14 protein-coding genes and 1 riboswitch are annotated in these 18,192 nt (G+C 48.9%); of the genes, 1 reads left to right on the forward strand and 13 read right to left on the reverse strand.

All coding sequences use genetic code 11. From position 1 onward, the window contains the following. Positions 1-349: 349 nt before the first annotated feature. The 8 genes from cobO to K0I73_RS15300 form a co-directional block, all read right to left on the reverse strand. Entirely contained in the window at positions 350-982 is a 633-nt protein-coding gene (cobO, locus tag K0I73_RS15265; RefSeq protein WP_220061917.1) for a cob(I)yrinic acid a,c-diamide adenosyltransferase, read from the reverse strand. A 79-nt stretch (positions 983-1,061) separates the two neighbouring features. Then, complete coding sequence (locus K0I73_RS15270) at positions 1,062-2,645, reverse strand: cobyric acid synthase (protein WP_220061918.1); 1,584 nt, start codon at positions 2,643-2,645, stop codon at positions 1,062-1,064. 18 nt (positions 2,646-2,663) lie between these two features. Beyond that, positions 2,664-3,188, reverse strand: coding sequence for a bifunctional adenosylcobinamide kinase/adenosylcobinamide-phosphate guanylyltransferase (gene cobU / locus K0I73_RS15275; protein ID WP_220061919.1), 525 nt, complete (start codon positions 3,186-3,188; stop codon positions 2,664-2,666). Continuing rightward, the gene (locus tag K0I73_RS15280) at positions 3,185-3,952 is read right to left on the reverse strand and encodes an adenosylcobinamide-GDP ribazoletransferase (protein WP_220061920.1); all 768 of its coding nucleotides are present in this window, start codon (positions 3,950-3,952) and stop codon (positions 3,185-3,187) included. Before K0I73_RS15280 ends, cobU begins: the two co-directional genes overlap by 4 nt. 58 nt (positions 3,953-4,010) lie before the next feature. Continuing rightward, positions 4,011-5,039, reverse strand: a complete 1,029-nt coding sequence (cobT, locus tag K0I73_RS15285) for a nicotinate-nucleotide--dimethylbenzimidazole phosphoribosyltransferase (protein ID WP_220064409.1) — start codon at positions 5,037-5,039, stop codon at positions 4,011-4,013. Between the two features lie 53 nt (positions 5,040-5,092). Then, on the reverse strand, positions 5,093-6,166 hold the full coding sequence (locus tag K0I73_RS15290; protein ID WP_434086687.1) for a FecCD family ABC transporter permease: 1,074 nt from the start codon (positions 6,164-6,166) through the stop codon (positions 5,093-5,095). After that, positions 6,166-7,053 carry an ABC transporter ATP-binding protein gene (locus K0I73_RS15295; protein WP_434086688.1) on the reverse strand — a complete coding sequence of 296 codons (888 nt, stop codon included), beginning with the start codon at positions 7,051-7,053 and terminating at the stop codon, positions 6,166-6,168. The genes K0I73_RS15290 and K0I73_RS15295 overlap by 1 nt, the downstream gene beginning before the upstream one ends. Positions 7,054-7,172: 119 nt before the next feature. Next, positions 7,173-7,364, reverse strand: a riboswitch (cobalamin riboswitch). Between the two features lie 131 nt (positions 7,365-7,495). Then, the gene (locus K0I73_RS15300; protein ID WP_220061922.1) at positions 7,496-8,098 is read right to left on the reverse strand and encodes a histidine phosphatase family protein; all 603 of its coding nucleotides are present in this window, start codon (positions 8,096-8,098) and stop codon (positions 7,496-7,498) included. Between the two features lie 389 nt (positions 8,099-8,487). Between K0I73_RS15300 and metH the strand changes: the two genes are divergently transcribed. Beyond that, positions 8,488-12,210, forward strand: coding sequence for a methionine synthase (metH, locus tag K0I73_RS15305; RefSeq protein ID WP_220061923.1), 3,723 nt, complete (start codon positions 8,488-8,490; stop codon positions 12,208-12,210). A 212-nt stretch (positions 12,211-12,422) separates the two neighbouring features. Here the strand turns inward: metH and K0I73_RS19180 are convergent, their stop codons facing one another. From K0I73_RS19180 to katG, 5 genes are all read right to left on the reverse strand, one after another. Then, positions 12,423-12,554 (reverse strand): hypothetical protein, encoded by a 132-nt coding sequence (locus K0I73_RS19180; protein ID WP_258405205.1) that lies wholly within the window; start codon positions 12,552-12,554, stop codon positions 12,423-12,425. A gap of 48 nt (positions 12,555-12,602) precedes the next feature. Continuing rightward, positions 12,603-13,676 (reverse strand): DUF6765 family protein, encoded by a 1,074-nt coding sequence (locus K0I73_RS15310; RefSeq protein ID WP_220061924.1) that lies wholly within the window; start codon positions 13,674-13,676, stop codon positions 12,603-12,605. A gap of 71 nt (positions 13,677-13,747) precedes the next feature. Then, a complete protein-coding gene (locus tag K0I73_RS15315) occupies positions 13,748-14,026 on the reverse strand; it encodes a hypothetical protein (protein WP_220061925.1) in 279 nt (92 codons plus the stop codon). A gap of 23 nt (positions 14,027-14,049) precedes the next feature. Beyond that, entirely contained in the window at positions 14,050-14,712 is a 663-nt protein-coding gene (locus K0I73_RS15320) for a hypothetical protein (protein WP_220061926.1), read from the reverse strand. 736 nt (positions 14,713-15,448) lie between these two features. Further along, positions 15,449-17,719, reverse strand: a complete 2,271-nt coding sequence (gene katG / locus K0I73_RS15325; RefSeq protein ID WP_220061927.1) for a catalase/peroxidase HPI — start codon at positions 17,717-17,719, stop codon at positions 15,449-15,451. Positions 17,720-18,192: the final 473 nt, after the last annotated feature.

The following is an 18,192-nucleotide window of genomic DNA, read 5'->3' on the forward strand; positions in this document are numbered from 1 at the left end:
CGGACAGGCGTTAAGTAACAGCAAAGGTACGACCTTCAAGCTCACTTAACCCATTCCCACCCAGCCAAACGCTACATAAGCTAATCCAGAAAATGCCAGACCTTCATTCCAAGGCCAACCCACTTTGGGGCAAAAGTACGTTAACTTTTTACTCGCCACTCACACCAAATGAAGCAAAATCGAAGAGATAAAATGACCCAGTGTAAGCGCGGTTTTGGCCTTCGAAATTATGGCCGAAAATGTTCCTGACATTTTTCGGCATTCATGCACTGGACAGGCGTTAAGTAACAGCGAAGGTTCTCCCTTCAGGACTTTCAATAAATGAACAGGCAGCCAAACTCTATCTAACTTAATAATCAAATCCGATTTGCGCTTTAACCCCAGCTTCAAAAGCATGCTTTATCGGTTGCACTTCACTCACAGTATCGGCTAACTCTAAAATTGCGCGATGGCACGCCCTACCTGTAATGATCACATGCTGCATGGACGGTCGATTCTTAAGGGCGTCAAGTACGCGTTCTAGCTCAATGTAGTGATAACTCACCATGTAGGTCAGTTCATCAAGCAAGATAATATCTATGGTGTCATCTTTAAGCAGGGCTTCAGCGGCCTCCCACGCTCCCATCGCCGCTAAGGTATCTTTCTCTCTGTCTTGGGTCTCCCAGGTAAACCCTGTGCCCATGATATGAAACTCGACTCCAACCTTCTCTAATACGTTACGCTCTCCACAAGGCCAATTACCCTTGATAAATTGCACTACCGCCGCCTTTTTACCGTGACCGACGGCGCGGGTAATATTGCCAAAGCCACCTGTAGACTTGCCTTTGCCATTACCTGTAAGTACCAGTAGTACCCCTTTTTCGATTTGCGCCTGCGCTATTTTAGCATCGACCGCCGCTTTTACTTTTTGTTGGCGAGCCTTATGACGCTGCGCCTTTAGTTCATCTGTGCTCTTGCCAATATCATCCGTCTTGTCTGTCATTTTCAGTCCTATTCATTCGCTTAGAGCTTAGTGGTTTTCTTTTTCTATTGTTCGAAGATTATCTATCTCAGCTAAAGATCTATGTGCTTGCCGAAATAATCGCTGAGAGTCTTTGCATATCCATATGTTCGGCTAACATATCCGCCAATCGGTCTAACTGCACTTGCCTCAGAGCATCGATATCTATGGTGTCAGGGCCCATCTTTCCTGACTCGCTCATGCCAGCTCGCTCCATACCAGAACAGCCCACTCCGGCCCAAAACAGCAATAAACTGCACGCCTCTGGGGTATCAAAAACGCCATGAAGATAGGTACCCAATATCTGCCCATCAGAGGATAGATAGCCATCTTGGAACTGACGACCATCATCACTGTTTAGGGTCATTAGTGCCGCTTGCTGAGAGAGAAGCTTAGAGCGGCCACAATGGATCTCATAACCACTCACCTTAGCTTGTTCACCGAGTAGATTTAAACAACCTGACACTTGGGCTAAACGCTTATCTGGGGTCAACTCAGTGACTATCGGCAGAAGGCCGAGGCCATCACTCTCGCCGCTCACTCCCTCGACACCTGAAGGGTCATCAATTGCGAGCCCGAGCATCTGGTAGCCGCCGCAGATCCCTATCACCTTACCGCCATACCTAAGATGGGTTTTAATCAATTTGTCCCAGCCGTTATTCAACATGGTCATTAAATCTTGGCGAACGCTCTTACTGCCGGGCAAAATAATCAGATCCGCTTGGGGCCCTGTGCCATCAAATCTTGAGGTCACTGTCACATAATTAAAATCAATATCTGGATGTAAGCGCAGGGCATCAAAATCGGTATGATTGCTAATGCGCGGCCAAACCAACACCAACACCTTAAGTTTCGCTTGAGCGGATTTGTGCGGCGCGACCATTAACGCATCTTCGGCATCCAGGTGCAGATCGTTAAGGTAGGGCAATACGCCTAACACAGGTTTGCTGATCTCTTTTTCAAGCCAATCTAACCCCGATTGCAGCAGGCCAATGTCGCCGCGAAAACGGTTAATCACCACCCCTTTAATTCGCGCACGTTCCGACTCAGACAACAGGGCTAAAGTGCCGACAATATGGGCAAACACGCCGCCTTTATCGATATCGGCAATTAAGATAACCGGGCAATCGACCTCTTCGGCAAACCCCATGTTAGCAATATCGCCTTCACGCAGATTGATCTCAGCAGGGCTACCCGCCCCCTCAACCATAACGAGTTCATACTGCGCCGTTAATCTTGATAGGGAATCAAGCACCGCCGCCATCGCCTTAGTTCGATAGCCCGCCGCATCTTTGCCAAAATAGGTTTGGCCGTCCATATGAGATAGGGCTTTACCTTGCACTATCACCTGCGAGCTAGTGTCAGAACTTGGCTTTAGCAAAATAGGATTAAAATCGGTATGGGGTGCCAAGCCACAGGCAACCGCCTGCAACGCCTGTGCTCGGCCAATTTCGCCACCATCAGCGGTTACGGCACTGTTTAGTGCCATATTTTGCGGCTTAAAAGGTGCGACCTTGACACCTTTACGCGCAAAGTAACGGCACAGACCTGCCACCAAGGTACTCTTACCTGCATCTGACGTGGTGCCCTGCACCATCAAGATTGATGTTTTATTGCTATTTGATGACACAGTTATCCAACTCATTCATTAACTATTTAAGCCTCACCGCCCCTTCAAGATCATAGGTAATCCAGCGGTAACCAACACCACCTCATCGGCTAACTTTGCGATGGCCTGATGCAACCACCCCGCCTCATCAACAAAGCGGCGACTCAAAGGATCGCCAGGTACCACGCCAGTGCCCACTTCATTGGAAATTAATATTATCCTTCCCGGTAACCTCGATAGTGCGCGTAAAAAATCGGCTTTAGTTTGCGACCAATCGCTACTGGGATTAAGCAGGTGATTAGTCAACCACAGGGTTAAACAATCGACCAAGATAACTCGATCGTTTTTAGCCTGCTTAATTAAACACTGGCTCAAGTCTAGTGGACACTCGAAGGTTTTCCACGCCAGCGCAGCTCGCTCTATTTTATGACGCTCAATACGGCAAGCCATCTCATCATCAAACGCCTCGGCCGTTGCCACAAACAGACACTCATCCCCCTTGGCGACATAATTGGCAGCGAGCTTGAGGCCGTAGCTAGATTTACCGCTACGCGCACCACCTAAAATAAAATGGATCATGACACGAGTGCCAGAATAAACAGATACACAGTGAGTTCACTCACCTGTTGCGCAGCCCCTAAGGTATCGCCAGTATAACCACCAATTTGCCGCCTAAAGCCCCAAATTAACAAGTAGCGCAGCACCAGCAACAAGGCGCACAGACCCAGCGCTGCAGTGATCCCGCTAACCCAAAGGGCTAACACTCCTGTTATCAACAAAATAGCGAGTTCATTTAAGGTTTGTGACTGGGCTAAAGGTTTACTCTTACTGCTGGCATCTTCACGGACATAGGCCTCAGAAAAAATAAGCGATGCCGCCAGCACGCGACTCAGACAATGAGATACGATAAGCGCACTCACCACTAAATGTGGCGCATATAAAGCGATCTCACTGAGGAGGACAAACTTAAATAGCAGCGCAAAGACCAGCGCGAGTACGCCATAGGTGCCCACACGGGAGTCTTTCATGATGCTCAGTTTGTCTTGCAGCGTCCAGCCACCACCAAAGCCATCGGCGGTATCGGCTAAGCCATCTTCATGAAAGCCCCCGGTGGTAAGCACACTTGCGATCATAGCCAGCACTATGGCGATGCTACTGGGGAATAACTCGCTGGCGATCACATAAACCAGCGCACTTATGCCACCCACGACTATGCCAACAGCACCAAAGTAACGACTCGCTTGATTAAGCCGCTCGCTGTTTACCTCGACCCAGCTCGGCATAGGAATACGCGTAAAAAAGCCCATGGCGATAAAAAACAGGCCCAACTCTTTTCTGATCATCTTTCTCTCATCATCTGCGTTAACTCCTCAAGCCCTCAAGCTTACGAACCGTCCTGCCTTAAATCTCAATCGACAACTCTTGTAAGCTAGCCATCTCGTTATAAAAAGCGGCGGCGGCGCGCACTAAAGGTAAGGCTAATGCCGCACCAGAGCCCTCACCTAAACGCATGGACAACTTAAGCAGCGGCTTGGCTTGCAGATGGGTCAGCATTAACTGATGGCCGCGTTCATCGGATTGATGGGCAAAAATCATATAATCACGAGCGGCGGGCGCTATGGTTGTCGCCACTAACGCCGCAGCCGTGGCGATAAAACCATCGACGAGTATCAACATCTGATGCTCAGCAGCGGCCAACATGGCCCCTGTCATCTGCACGATTTCATAACCGCCAAGGGCTGCTAGTACGCGATAAGGATCTGATAGTTCCTCACAATGTAGATAAAGCGCTTGCTCAATAAACATCTGTTTGCGGGCGAGGGTCGCCGAATCGATACCTGTGCCACGTCCAACACAATCGGCCACATCTAACTTTAAAATCGCCGCCATAATCGCTGCTGCAGAGGAAGTGTTGCCTATGCCCATATCGCCAAACGCGATAAGGTTAGTACCATTGTTATGATGTAAAGTGACGCGTTCGAAGGCCATAGCAAAACCTTGTTTTACCGCGCCTAAGGTCATCGCACTCTCTCGATGAAACGCCTTTGTTCCTGCTCCGAGCCTGTGATTAATTAGGCGTTCGTCACCTTCAATAGGGGTCGCAATACCGCAATCTATCACCTCCATATCGAAACCAGACTGAGCACAAAAAACGTTAATGGCAGCACCGCCATTGAGAAAATTCTGTACCATCTGCGTCGTTACTTCACTCGGCGCAATTGACACACCAGAAGCCGCAATCCCATGATCGCCAGCAAACACCAGTAACTTAGGATGACTAATCGCTGGTGACGTTTCCCCCAACACTTGCGCTATCTGCAACGCTAATGGCTCAAGCTCTCCCAATGCTCCCAAGGGTTTGGTTTTACCATCTATTTGGGCTTGGATCGCTTGATCAAACTCATGACTCACCGGCGTTATAGTAAACATCTCTTTCATCTTACTGCGTCCTCACCTTACTGCACGAGAAACCGATACGAGGGCTATCCACGTCGCTTGGTTGCTAAAATAAACAAAAAGAACAAGCTACCGATAACGGCAGTGATAATGCCGATTGGCAATTCTTGATAACTCAGCAGGCATCTTGCCAACACATCTATCCAGATCATAAACAGGCCACCGACCAAGCCTGTGATCAACAAGGCAAACCTTCCAGGCAACAATAGCCGCACCATATGAGGGATCATCAACCCCACAAAACCGATACCGCCGCAATTGGCCACCAGCACGGCGGTAATTAAAGAGCAGAGCAGCAACATACCTAGGCGCAAACGCTGTACATTAATGCCTAAGGTATGCGCGGTCTCATCACCGGCTTTCATGGCTAAGATCTGACGTTTAGACAACAAGATGATTGCCGTGGCTAAACCTATCACCACCAAAGGCAGAGTAAGCCCTGCCCAGCTTGCCTTGGCAAAACTCCCCAGACTCCAAAACAGCACAGAAGCCGCCGCCTGAGGACCTGAAAAATAAAGCAACAGACTGGTCAATGCGCCAAACATAAATGATACCGCCACCCCTGAAAGCAACATGCGCTCGATCTGAGTGCTCATGGCTCGACCACATAGTGCCAGTACCATAAGCACAGAAAGCCCCGCACCGATAAACGCCCCCATGGGCAAGCTAATGCTATTTATTAATGAGCTAGGGAGTGTGCCCGACATAGTCTCTGAGTTGCCAAGTAGGGTGATCACCAATACCGCACCAAACGAGGCGCCCGAAGAGATCCCAAAGAGATAGGGATCGGCAAGGGGATTTCGCGTAACGGTTTGCAATACCGTACCCGCTATCGCAAGACCAAAGCCCGCGATAAAAGCCAGCAGAATACGTGGCAATCGCAGCTCCATCACAATCCGCGATGTCACGCTGCCGCTTGACTCACCGCTTAGCGCGCCAACAATGGCATCAATAACCTGTTTGACACCTATCTCGGCCGCACCAAAACTGGCGGCAAAAATAGGGGTTAACAGAGAAAAGAGGGCAATCAATACCGCGAACAGTATGACTCGCTCTACCCTATTTGCGCCCAAGGAGCGCTGCATTACCTTGGTGATCATCAGCCCTTACCCTCCTTCAGATCGCTCTTTGTGAGAAATCTGCCATTGGCTGAGGTAACGCCTATCGCGTCACCATGGACTAGGTCACCTTGCTCGCCTAGATGGGAATAACCGTAAAAATAGTTAATCTGCGGATTACCATGTTGTGGATGGGGTAATACCTGACAGCATACGCCAAAGACCTCACCAATCTGCTGCTCTGTAAGCACCTCTGCAGGCGAGCCTTGGATCACCGATCGCCCTCTATTAAGCAGCAATAATTGATCACACAAGGCACTGGCTAAATTCAGATCGTGAATAGAGATCACCACGGTAATATCTAAGGATCGCAGTAGTTCTAAGATCTGGATTTGGTAACGAATATCGAGGTGATTTGTCGGCTCATCGAGGATCAATAACTTAGGCCGTTGCACTATGGCTCGAGCAATCAATGCCCGTTGTTTTTCGCCGCCCGAAAGTTGCTCATAAGATTGATTCGCCAGCTCACTCAAACCAACCGTGGCAAGCGCATGACGTACCTGCACCTTATCTTGCTCGCTTGTGAGGGAAAATGCGCCTTTATGGGGCGTGAGTCCTAAGGCAACTAACTGCGCCGTCGTCATATCGAAATGATGGGGCGTATCTTGCAAAACCACAGCCACTTGCTGTGCAAACGCCTTAGCCGATAGATCGCCAACGGAATGACCAAATAGACAGATATCGCCTTTACTGGGAGTCAAATATCGGTAAAGGCAACGCAATAGCGTCGATTTACCTGCGCCATTAGGGCCGATGATCCCAAGCATTTTACCTTGGGACAGCGACACGCTGACATCTGACAAAATTTGGCGTTCGCCGCTGTGCCAGCATAAACCTTGTGCGGATAAGGCAGAAACGTCTTTAATCACGGGCACCAACCCAAGGTGCGGTCTTAATGCACAGGTATAGCGCTGCAATAGATGAAGACAGGGCAATAGCCCAAAATGTAATGGTCATGAGTAGCTCCCTCAAGTCACCCGCTTGAGTCATAAGGCTATAAAGTAAGGCAGGTATCCTGACTCGTGGTTAACCTAAGGTATTAGCAGCCTTATTTAACACACTCACAGTTGCGGGCACAGTTTGGGCTGATGGCAGTTTGCCTTCCCAATTCCCTATTAAGTTTGAGTTGCTCGTCTCTTTAGCAGAGGCGAATCTCAACACCTTACTCTCGACATCTTTCGCTACTGAAATTTCGCTATTGAAAGACACCTAAAAATTGTTGGTTATTATGCGGCATTTCAAACAAGAGACAAGCACTAGCTGTCGTGCCATCAAACAAGCACAGCCCCGCTACCACTTACCTCCTATGATTCAGCCCCAATGCAGTCGCCAAAACCCCTTGCCATCGTCAGCTCTGTAATGGGTAATTTTAACCACACAGGCATACTCAAGACTCATTCGAGTATAGAAGCCTACCGACTTAGTGACTCCCAAGGCCTTGGACATTAAATAACGAATAACGCCACCATGAGTGATAAGTAATAACTTCTCACCACTGTACTGACTAACGAGATCATCGACCAGCTCATCGAGGCGCAGTTCAAAGGCCGACATAGCTTCACCTTCAGGTAAAGGATATTGCCAAGGATCTTGCCAATAAGCCGTTAACTCTTCGCCATGCTCTTCGTGTAATACCGGGATTTCATGGCCATCCCAACGGCCAAAGTAGATCTCCTTTAGGCGTTCATCAAAGCGCATGCTCATCCGTCTTTTACTGGCGATATGTTCGGCAAAACTGGCGCAGCGGATTAAAGGCGAACTCACTACTCTGTCAACGGCTTCGGGCAACTTAGCATAGGCCAACTGCATCTGTGCAAAACCGATTTCAGTCAGCTGAACATCGCAATGGCCTCGCAGCAGATTACCACCTTCACATTCGCCATGACGCATCAAATAAAGCGTTGTTTGAGTCATATTAAAACAGGATCGACTTGCTTGAGTGTAATACTTAAGGAGGATACTCTTAACCGATAACACATTGCAATACATGATGATTAAGCTTTTGATAATTTACAAAAATCTATAGCAATATCCATTTAATCAATCGCCTAGGTACAGTCTCTTCATTGCCTAAATCGCTTATAACTTAGCTAGGTTATTAGTCCACAAAGGTTATACTATTTTGACTTGCCCTAAGCGCTATAAGTCGATTAATATAGGTAAGAAGTATAGACGTCTATACGTTTATACTTCCAGATAAGAATAACAAACGGTAACGTACCCTTAATCACACTGCATTAACCTCATAACGACGGTTTCCATGCAATGGCTAGTTAGAAGTTAGTAAAAATAGGTAGAATTTTATGGCGACCCATACCCCTGTTAAGCATGTAAGACAGATAGCACCGCAGATCATCGAGCAGCTCAAATCGCAGATATTGATCCTCGACGGCGCAATGGGCACCATGATCCAAGATCATAAGCTTGAGGAAGATGCCTTTCGCGGCGAACGTTTTAAAGATTGGCCCTGCGATGTAAAAGGCAATAACGATCTGCTCGTACTGACTCAGCCAGCCATTATCAAAGATATCCATAAGCAATACCTACTCGCTGGTGCCGATATTATCGAAACCAATACTTTTAACGCCACTCGTATCGCCATGGCCGACTACGAGATGCAGGAACTGTCCGCCGAAATAAATCTAGAAGGTGCAAGGCTTGCACGCGCCGCGGCCGATGAGGTCAGCGCTGAAACGGGTCGTGCTTGTTATGTCGCTGGGGTACTAGGCCCCACCAACCGAACCTGCTCGATTAGCCCCGATGTCAACGATCCCGGTTATCGCAATGTCAGCTTCGATCAACTGGTTGAAGCCTACCGCGAATCCATTGAAGCGCTCATCGAGGGCGGCGCCGACATCATCATGGTGGAAACCATCTTCGATACCCTCAACGCTAAAGCCGCACTGTTTGCGGTTGAGAGCATATTCGATGAGATAGGCCAGCGTTTACCCATCATGATCTCAGGCACCATCACAGATGCCTCGGGTCGCACCCTCACGGGACAAACCACTGAAGCCTTTTACAACTCCTTGCGTCACGTTAAACCGTTATCGATCGGCCTTAACTGCGCCCTTGGTCCACAAGAGCTGCGTCCCTACGTTGAAGAACTATCAAAGATTGCCGAATGTTATGTGTCGGCGCACCCTAACGCGGGTCTGCCTAATGAATTTGGGGGCTACGATGAAACCCCTGAAGAGATGGCGGAGGTTATCGGTGAATGGGCGCAAGAGGGCTTTCTGAACATCATTGGCGGTTGCTGCGGCACTACGCCAGCACATATTAGCGCCATACGCCAAGCGGTTATCGAGCACCAAGCCCGTGAATTACCTAATATCCCAGTCGCCTGTCGCCTGTCGGGGTTAGAGCCGCTTACCATAGATGAGAACTCGCTATTTCTAAACGTCGGTGAACGCACCAACGTCACCGGCTCGGCCAAATTTTTACGCCTGATCAAGACTGGCGAGTACGAAGAGGCGCTGTCGGTTGCCCGTGAACAGGTCGAAAGCGGTGCCCAGATCATCGATATCAATATGGATGAAGGGATGCTCGACGGCGTCGAGGTAATGCAGAAATTCCTCAACCTTATCGCCTCAGAGCCTGATATCAGCCGAGTACCGATCATGATCGACTCCTCCAAATGGGAGGTGATTGAGGCAGGACTAAAATGTATTCAAGGAAAAGGCATCGTTAACTCCATCTCCCTCAAAGAGGGCGAAGAGAAGTTTATCGAGCAAGCCACTCTAGTAAAGCGTTACGGCGCAGCCGCCATTATCATGGCATTCGATGAAGTCGGCCAAGCCGATACCAAGGCGCGTAAAATCGAGATCTGTACCCGCGCCTATCGGGTGCTGGTCGATAAGGTCGGCTTCCCGCCAGAAGATATTATTTTCGACCCCAACATCTTCGCCATCGCCACAGGCATTGACGAGCATGACAACTACGCCGTCGACTTTATTGAAGCCACTCGTGAGATAAAGCGCACCCTGCCCCACGCGATGATCTCGGGCGGTGTGTCGAACGTGTCGTTCTCATTCCGTGGTAACAACCCTGTGCGTGAGGCGATTCATGCAGTATTCCTCTATCATGCGATTCAAGCGGGGATGGACATGGGGATCGTCAACGCGGGTCAGCTGGCGATTTATGACGATATCGACAGCGAGCTAAAAGCACGCGTCGAAGCGGTAGTGCAAAACCTGCCTTGCCCAGTGGCTGATTCCAATAACACCGAGCAACTACTTGAGGTCGCCGAGAAGTTTCGCGGTGATGGGAGCCAAGTGGCTAAGAAGGAGGATTTAGAGTGGCGCAGCTGGGAGGTGAGCAAACGTCTTGCCCATGCTCTAGTGAAAGGCATTACCGACTTTATCGATGAAGATACCGAAGAAGCAAGACAACAAGCCACTCGGCCACTGGACGTGATTGAAGGCCCGCTCATGGATGGCATGAACGTGGTCGGCGACCTCTTTGGCTCAGGTAAGATGTTCCTGCCACAAGTGGTCAAATCGGCGCGGGTAATGAAAAAAGCGGTCGCCTATTTGAACCCCTATATCGAACTAGAGAAGGTCGAAGGTCAGTCCAACGGTAAAATCTTGATGGTCACCGTAAAAGGTGACGTGCACGATATCGGCAAAAACATCGTTGGCGTAGTGCTGGCCTGTAACGGCTATGAGGTGATCGATCTTGGGGTCATGGTGCCTGTGGAGAAGATCATCGAAGTCGCCAAGGCGGAAAATGTCGATATCATCGGCATGTCAGGCCTGATCACCCCGAGTCTCGATGAGATGGTGCATAACGTTAAAGCCTTCCATAAAGCAGGGCTCACGATCCCGTCGATCATTGGCGGCGCGACCTGCTCGAAAATTCATACCGCGGTTAAAATCGCGCCCCACGCCCCAACAGGTGCTATCTATATTGCCGACGCCTCACGCGCCGTGCCTATGGTATCCAAGCTTATCAGCAATGACACCCGTCAAGCCACCATCGATGCCGCCTATGATGAATATCAGGTGATGCGCGACAAGCGTAACTCACAAGAAAAGCGCAAACAGATCATCCCTATCGCCGCCGCACGCGACAACCGCTGCCAGCACGATTGGGCTAACTACACCCCATTTGTGCCTAACCAACTCGGGCGTCAGGTGTTCGATGACTACCCACTGGAAGACTTAGTCGAGCGTATCGACTGGACCCCGTTTTTCCGCAGCTGGGAACTGCATGGCCATTTCCCGAAAATCTTGGACGACAAGGTGGTCGGTGAAGAAGCCCGTAAGCTATTCGCCGATGGCAAAGCCATGCTTAAGCAGATCATCGACGAAAAATGGCTTACCGCCAAAGCGGTTATCGGCCTGTTCCCTGCCAATACCGTTAACCATGACGACATTGAGCTCTACACCGACGAAACCCGCACAACAGTGGAGATGACGACCCACCACCTGCGGATGCAGATAGAGCGCGTAGGCAACGATAACTTCTGTCTGGCTGATTTTGTCGCCCCCAAACACTCAGGTGTTGCCGACTACATGGGCGGCTTCGCCGTCACCGCAGGCCACGGCATCGACGAGCATATTGCCCGTTTCGAAGCCAACCACGATGACTACAATGCCATCATGCTCAAATGTTTAGCCGACCGCCTAGCCGAAGCGTTTGCAGAGCGCATGCATGAACGAGTGCGTAAAGAGTTTTGGGGCTACGCCGCAGACGAAGACTTAGATAACACGGCACTCATTCGTGAAAAATACAAAGGTATCCGCCCAGCACCGGGTTACCCCGCCTGCCCAGATCACACCGAAAAAGGCTTGTTATGGGACCTACTTAAGCCAGATGAAACCATTGGGCTTAATATTACCGAAAGCTACGCCATGTTCCCTACCGCCGCCGTATCGGGTTGGTATTTTGCCCACCCACAATCACGCTACTTTGGCGTGACCAATATTGGCCGCGATCAGGTAGAAGATTACGCCGCGCGTAAGGGGATAAGTGTGGAGGAAACCGAGCGGTGGTTAGCACCAGTATTGGATTATGATGTTTAGTGGGAAGTGATCTGGAGTCATCACCTTGACTCCTTTGATTACCCAAGCTTTGCTTGAACATTAGTACTGAGACTTCAACTCACTAACCCATACGGCCTTGCGGCCGAGGTAAGTCGTGGGTCTTCAACCCACACCCGAGCCAAAGGGGAAAAGCGCCTGTTCCCCTTTGGCAAATCCCCCGGCGCCCCAGACGAAGTTGTTTTCCCTCGTGCTTATGGATAAATCGCTACCGCTGCCGAAGGATGCATCCATGCACCTGCGGAAGCTAGTCGGGCATCCATGCCCGCCTCACGCAATTTATTCCAACGCCCTTCGGCAACTTCGATAGGGACTTGTTGTAGCATCTGACCTCTTAGGTATTAATCAAAGTCATCTAAAATTCATTAACAATTTTATGCTAAACAAATTCCATATTTTGGTAGCACATCATGCAATATATCGAATCTATGAGCCTGAAGAGCATCATGGAACATTTTCCAATCAGAGCTTAAAAATGGGCTATGATATTCAAACGTGTCATCTTCTTGATCTTTAGGTGCTAGTTGACCTATCGATTCATGCTTCCATGAACCCTCGCCTTTGGCTATATAAGTCAAGGTCTCAGCACCAAAAGAAAACTTACCTTCTGCAATTGCGTCTAGCCATCTACGATGTCTGACCTCTCCATCGTCATCATTAATACCTGCTAGCATCTCCCTAATCACCAACGCATCTTCCTCAGGAATGCCAGTCACAACATCTAGATTTACTGTCGAATCACCACTAATAAAGCATTTCATTGCACAACACATGCTATCAACGGCATCGAAGAAAATTTCTCTGTTATCTCGCTCGACTTGAACTCCAAGACCATTTTTATACTGCCAAGTAATGTAAGGACGATCGGGATGACTCAACGCAGCCCCATGACCTAGAGGATAAGCTTCACTCAAAAAGAAATTCGTAATTTTAGAAAGAAAGTTCTGATCTAATTCTGCATCACTACTTTTCAGCTCTGACACTTCATTGACTTCATGTCGATTACCAGTAAACCCTTGATGAGCAAAGGTATCAGCATAAACGTGCATACTAATTCCTAGGCGATGAAGCCCATAAGACTTAGCTTTATCTGCTATAGCCAGCTTTAACATATCCCTAGCGATAAAACTATCCGGTTTACAAATCAACTTATGTATGAAGCTACCAGTTGGATTCTCTCCAGCAGGCAAGCCCGCATTGCCTGGCAAAAAATGAAATGCCGCCCAAGCTTGGTGGTTCGCTAGTTCGTCAAAATTACTATAGTCCAGCATCTTATGAGCAGATGCTATACGGTAATACATCGCACCATTGGTAAATTTGATGACGCCTCCATTGGTTGCGTCATCCACATACTGAGCACTGTAAGCAACCTTAGAAGCATCCTCTGCATCAAAACCAGCAAATCTGGCTGCAATGTAAGTTAGCGCATGATGTCCATCTATCTGCATTTTTAACTCCCTTAATAGATTCTATTAATTATTGCTTGTCTGCATTTCTGTCTAGGCTACTTAACAAAGCGCTACACTAACTTTTCCAAGAGCTTTAACGTTACCTTGGCAAAATCCTCCCCATTGGCGACGATTTTGTTTACTTTATTATTTTGTTCTTCCGCTGATTTCACGATCTTCATCAACTCTGTAAATGTCTTCACATCACCAGGCACAGGAAAGAGCTCCGTTACCTCTTTATCGGTCATACGCGTCAATGAAGATATTTTCGACGCTAAATGCTCATCTGTTTTATTTGCACTGGATGCAATAGCACCATCTATATCCAATTCGTCCCAGTCAATAGGCATCTCATTACTCCTTTCTTCAGGTTTTAAAGTGAGTTTTTCAACTCATTCAATTTGTCTAAATACTTCTCAGCCGATTTTACTTTCTCATCTACATCTCTGGTTTTACCCAATAAATCAGCCACAATGGTGTCCGTTCGATTTATGATTGATGTGACTCCACCTTCTGAAATACCCGCGAATTCCAGATAGCGATTTCGGTTCTCAGCAACTTCAGATGCGGAAAGCAAAAAGCTAGTAATACTGTTATTAATTGCTCTAGCCTGAGCATATTCCCCGCGGATATTGTCTTCGATAGTGCTTTCCAGCTCATCAAGAGGCTGGATAAGCTCACGTCGCTTGGCATTGATTTTTGCCTGCAACTTAGGCCCAAGCTTTACAATAAACATTAGCCTTTGCGTTTTATCATTTTCTCTTACTATTGTTTCCCATGCTTGGGCAATCTGAGGTGTTCTAAAGAATTCGCTCGCAAAGGTAGGAACCCATTCTTCATCGATGAAGCGATCTACCTCTTTTCTTTTTTGATCAAAATATCGATTGAGTAAAACGACATTTGAACTCTCTATTGCACTAATCCGATTACCTAGTTCAACTGAGAGTTCTGGAGCTTCTGGAGGGATTGCAGTACAAGCTGATAAACCTATCAAACCTACCACAATAAGTGATTTTCTTAGAATAACAAAACTCATACATATCCTCGTAAGATCTTAAAAATTAAGCAATCAAAAACCTTAACCCGGTTGTAGAGCGACGATATAGAGATGTAAAACAGGAAGCTATAAAGAAATCTTAGTTTCTTATAATCCATCTTCCTTGATGCCGATACATACACAACGCAGTGCGAATTAAAATGCGTCTTGGGTCGTCCTTGTTGCACATTTATTGCTCAGACCAAAATACAGTCATACAACAAATATGTCTAGCCTTTATGAAGCATACTTTTGCCTTACGATATCAACTACAGCAAATAGTTAAGCTTCATCTAAAGCTGTCTAGAATAAATTCAGGTTGTGGCTACAACAAATCCCCATCGAAGTTGCCGAAATACATAAGTGAAAATGCCGTATAGCCATCATGGACGGTGGCTAAGGCTCGGGGGGACAGGAGTCCCATCCGAGTCGTTAGGCGATTTTCATTGGAGTATGAGGGCAAACAACTTCGTCTGGAGCGTCAGGGGGGATGCAAGGGCGAAGGTCATATCAATGACCGTTTTGAGCGAGAGGCAAGGATGCCGAACTGGCTTTTTACAAGGAAGTATTTGGCGAGGACGAGCAGCCTTCTTGCCCGGGTGTGGGATGGAATCCCACGACGTAAATATCCAAACTAAGTTTGAACCAATACATAGATAAGCCGTGAGGCATCACCTCCCAAAGGGAAAGAGATAACCCCACGACTCGCAACGATCATCTGACCAACACTCTCCTGTTATCTATCTAGATTCATCACCTTGACCCAGGCGGCAACGAAATCATCGACAAACTTCTGCTTAGAGGTATCGAAGGCATATACTTCGGCGACCGCACGCAGTTCAGAGTTAGAACCGAAGATGAGATCCACCGAGGTGGCGGTCCACTTAGGTTTGCCGCTGCTGCGATCCAGCCCCTGATAGATGCCATCAACATCAGACTTCTGCCACAGAGTAGACATGTCTAACAGGTTGACGAAAAAGTCATTATTAAGCGTGCCGGGACGCTGGGTCAGAACCCCATGCTTCACCCCTTGATAATTGGCATCGAGTGCCCGCAGGCCACCGACTAACACTGTCATCTCGGGCACCGTCAGATCCAGCTGGTCGGCTTTGTCCACTAACATCTCGGTAGGCGATTTATAGCTGCTGTTAACGTCGAAGTAGTTTCTAAAGCCATCGGCATGTAATTCCAGCAAGCTAAAGGAGTTCTCGTCTGTTTGTGCCTGTGTAGCGTCACCTCGTCCTGGGGTGAAAGGCACGGCAACCTCGAAACCCGCCTGCTTGGCGGCCTGCTCTACGGCACTTGCACCCGCAAGTACGATAACATCGGCCAAGGAAACCTGGCTTTTGTCGGCGCCCTTATTAAAGTCGGCGCGAATCGCCTCCAGAGTCTTAAGTACCTTGGCGGTTTCGATTGGGTTGTTCACCGCCCAATCCTTCTGCGGAGCTAGGGCGATACGGGCCCCATTGGCACCGCCACGCATATCTGAATGACGATAGCTCGCCGCCGAAGCCCAAGCCACACGAACACGTTCGGCAACGCTAAGCCCAGACTTGCCTATTGCCTGTTTAAGCTGCTTGATATCGCCGGCACTGAGACGTGACTGGGTCTTCTGGTCGATGGGGTCTTGCCAAATGAAGCTGCCCTGAGGCACCTCTTTACCGAGGAAGTTACGGGCAGGCCCCATGTCTCTGTGGGTCAACTTGTACCAGGCCTTGGCAAAGGCCAAGCGATACTCTTCTGGATCGGCTAGGAAGCGCTCGGCGATCTTGCGATACTCGGGGTCATACTTGAGCGCAAGATCTGCCGTGGTCATCACGGGTGCATGAAACTTACCTTTGACATGAGCATCGGGCACGGCCTTGTGCACCGACTCATCGGTTGGGATCCACTGGATCGCACCAGCAGGACTGCGGGTCTGCTGCCAGTCGTAGGTCAGCAAGTTACTCAGATAGAGCGAGGTCCACTGAGTGGGCGCCTGAGTCCAGGCCCCTTCCAGGCCACTGGTGATGGTATCTTCAGAGTGGCCCTTGCCACACTTGTTGTGCCAGCCCAGCCCCTGAGCTTCGATGCCTGCCGCGGCAGGTTCTGCCCCCAGACAATCTTTCGGCTTATGAGCACCGTGCATCTTACCGAAGGTATGGCCGCCGGCGATAAGTGCCAGAGTTTCCTCATCATTCATCGCCATGCGGGAAAAGGCTGTGCGGATATTCTTGGCCGAACCTAGCGGATCTGGCACCCCTTTAGGGCCTTCTGGATTGACATAGATGAGTCCCATGTGGGTCGCGCCTAAGGGCCTTTGTAGCTTGCCGTCTCTGTCTTCACGATCGCTGGCGAGCATCTCGACCTCCGGCCCCCAGTACACCATGTCTGGTTCCCAATCGTCATTACGGCCACCGGCAAAACCGAAAGTCTTAAATCCCATGTTTTCCAGGGCGACATTACCCGCAAGCACGATAAGATCGGACCAGGAGAGCGCTTCACCATATTTTTGTTTCACCGGCCAGAGCAGGCGGCGTGCCTTGTCCAGACTGGCGTTATCGGGCCAACTGTTTAGCGGTTCGAATCGCTGCTGTCCACCACCGGCACCACCACGCCCATCCAAGGTGCGATAGGTACCTGCGCTGTGCCAGGTCATGCGGATGAAGAAAGGACCGTAGTTGCCGTAATCGGCAGGCCACCAATCCTGTGATTGGGTAAGCAGCTGGTCAATATCGGCCTTTACCTGGTCGAGATCCAGCGAGTTGAAGGCCTTAGCGTAGTCGAAACTGCCGCCGTAGGGATTGGAGCGGGCGTCGTGATCGCGTAGCGCGGAAAGATCCAATTGATCGGGCCACCAAAATTGTTTGCTCTTGGTTTGAAACGCTTTGGCAGTGCCAGTGACGGCGGTCCCTTTGGGTTTAGTCATCTGTGCGGAGTTTTGCTCATCGGCGACGGCTGGGTTAAACACCAACAAGGCACTCACTAACGCCGCAAGCGTTTGCTTGTTTACTGTTTTTCCTTTCATGTTTAGCTTCCTTCAGGTTAATTTGGCTTCGCCGAAGCGAAGCCTATTGTCAGCCCTGAGAGGATTTCACCAAGCCACCAAAACAAACGAGAGACAGCATGCGACAAAGCTAAATTCTCAGGGCATTATTTAGTTATCAGGAATATATTAGGGAGAACAGGCAAAAGCTTATATCGAATAAAAACGATTATCTTAATCGGTAATACAGAATCTTGATGAAAAATGCTAGGTTTGAGTTGTGCCCAGCAAGCCTCAACTCCGAGATCCACTCTCGATACCTAAAAGATCTAGCATGATCACATCAATGTGATAAATGACGACAACAAAGCCCCATCAGAGTCATTCGGAGTTTTAATTGGAATATGAGGCACCAACCTAATGCATGTAACTTTGTTAGGGGCGGCACGGAGAGATGCAAGGTGAATAGCCACCTCTGGTAAATACGCTAATGAGCAAGAGGCAGGGATGCCGAA

This window comes from Shewanella mesophila, from assembly GCF_019457515.1.
Lineage (GTDB): Bacteria > Pseudomonadota > Gammaproteobacteria > Enterobacterales > Shewanellaceae > Shewanella > Shewanella mesophila.

What these genes read in the sequence shown, in the direction of transcription:
- cobO (WP_220061917.1), bottom strand. Translation starts at nt 982, where the DNA reads ATGACAGACAAGACGGATGATATTGGCAAGAGCACAGATGAACTAAAG.
- K0I73_RS15270 (WP_220061918.1), bottom strand. Translation starts at nt 2,645, where the DNA reads ATGAGTTGGATAACTGTGTCATCAAATAGCAATAAAACATCAATCTTG.
- cobU (WP_220061919.1), bottom strand. Translation starts at nt 3,188, where the DNA reads ATGATCCATTTTATTTTAGGTGGTGCGCGTAGCGGTAAATCTAGCTAC.
- K0I73_RS15280 (WP_220061920.1), bottom strand. Translation starts at nt 3,952, where the DNA reads ATGATCAGAAAAGAGTTGGGCCTGTTTTTTATCGCCATGGGCTTTTTT.
- cobT (WP_220064409.1), bottom strand. Translation starts at nt 5,039, where the DNA reads ATGTTTACTATAACGCCGGTGAGTCATGAGTTTGATCAAGCGATCCAA.
- K0I73_RS15290 (WP_434086687.1), bottom strand. Translation starts at nt 6,166, where the DNA reads ATGATCACCAAGGTAATGCAGCGCTCCTTGGGCGCAAATAGGGTAGAG.
- K0I73_RS15300 (WP_220061922.1), bottom strand. Translation starts at nt 8,098, where the DNA reads ATGACTCAAACAACGCTTTATTTGATGCGTCATGGCGAATGTGAAGGT.
- metH (WP_220061923.1), top strand. Translation starts at nt 8,488, where the DNA reads ATGGCGACCCATACCCCTGTTAAGCATGTAAGACAGATAGCACCGCAG.
- K0I73_RS19180 (WP_258405205.1), bottom strand. Translation starts at nt 12,554, where the DNA reads ATGCTACAACAAGTCCCTATCGAAGTTGCCGAAGGGCGTTGGAATAAA.
- K0I73_RS15310 (WP_220061924.1), bottom strand. Translation starts at nt 13,676, where the DNA reads ATGCAGATAGATGGACATCATGCGCTAACTTACATTGCAGCCAGATTT.
- K0I73_RS15315 (WP_220061925.1), bottom strand. Translation starts at nt 14,026, where the DNA reads ATGCCTATTGACTGGGACGAATTGGATATAGATGGTGCTATTGCATCC.
- K0I73_RS15320 (WP_220061926.1), bottom strand. Translation starts at nt 14,712, where the DNA reads ATGAGTTTTGTTATTCTAAGAAAATCACTTATTGTGGTAGGTTTGATA.
- katG (WP_220061927.1), bottom strand. Translation starts at nt 17,719, where the DNA reads ATGAAAGGAAAAACAGTAAACAAGCAAACGCTTGCGGCGTTAGTGAGT.